Here is a 640-nt window from a genome sequence, read left to right on the forward strand (position 1 = left end):
TCAGGCGGCGGTGGTTCTGCTATACCCCTACAGCAAGAAATCGAATAAACTGTAATCACCCCTACAGTTAGAGAATTATTCAAATGGACGTTTTTTCTAGTTTGACTGCAGCAAAGCAAGCTTTTGATTTATTGAAGATAATCAAAGAAAGTCATGATGAATTAGTTATTCGGAAAGCAGCAGGTGATCTTTCAGAAAAAATTACTGAGTTACAGATGCTTAATGCGGAGCTCTCTGGCCTTTATCAGGCTGAGCGATACATCACAGGACAGCTTCGCGAAGAAAATAACAAAATCGAGATGTTTATTGTGCAGGCCGAGAACTACGAACTTCACAAAACGGAAGGTGGATCTGTCGTGTACAGATCTAAGTCTTCTTCCGATGACGTTATTGAGCCTCATGACCTTTGTGCACACTGCTTCGGCGATCACCAGATATCTATACTTCAGCCTAGCATTCAAACAGTTAAGTCCAATAATTTCTTTGTTCATCAGTGCCCCCGATGCCAAAATGAATACCGCATGAATAAAGTACCACCGCTCCCTGATGTACATATCCCACACAGCATGAAGCGCTACTAAAATCACTACCGCGCCGTAACGCTCTCACTCTTACGGAAGCCTGCTGCAAACTTAGCCAC

General features: G+C 43.1%; 1 protein-coding gene. It reads left to right on the top strand.

Features of this window, described 5'->3' with window-relative positions:
• Positions 1–83 precede the first annotated feature (83 nt).
• Positions 84–581, top strand: coding sequence for a hypothetical protein (locus DBA33_RS20450; protein WP_120807133.1), 498 nt, complete (start codon positions 84–86; stop codon positions 579–581).
• The last annotated feature ends 59 nt before the right edge of the window (positions 582–640 follow it).

This window comes from Yersinia sp. IP36721, from assembly GCF_003634395.1.
GTDB classification, from domain to species: domain Bacteria; phylum Pseudomonadota; class Gammaproteobacteria; order Enterobacterales; family Enterobacteriaceae; genus Yersinia; species Yersinia entomophaga.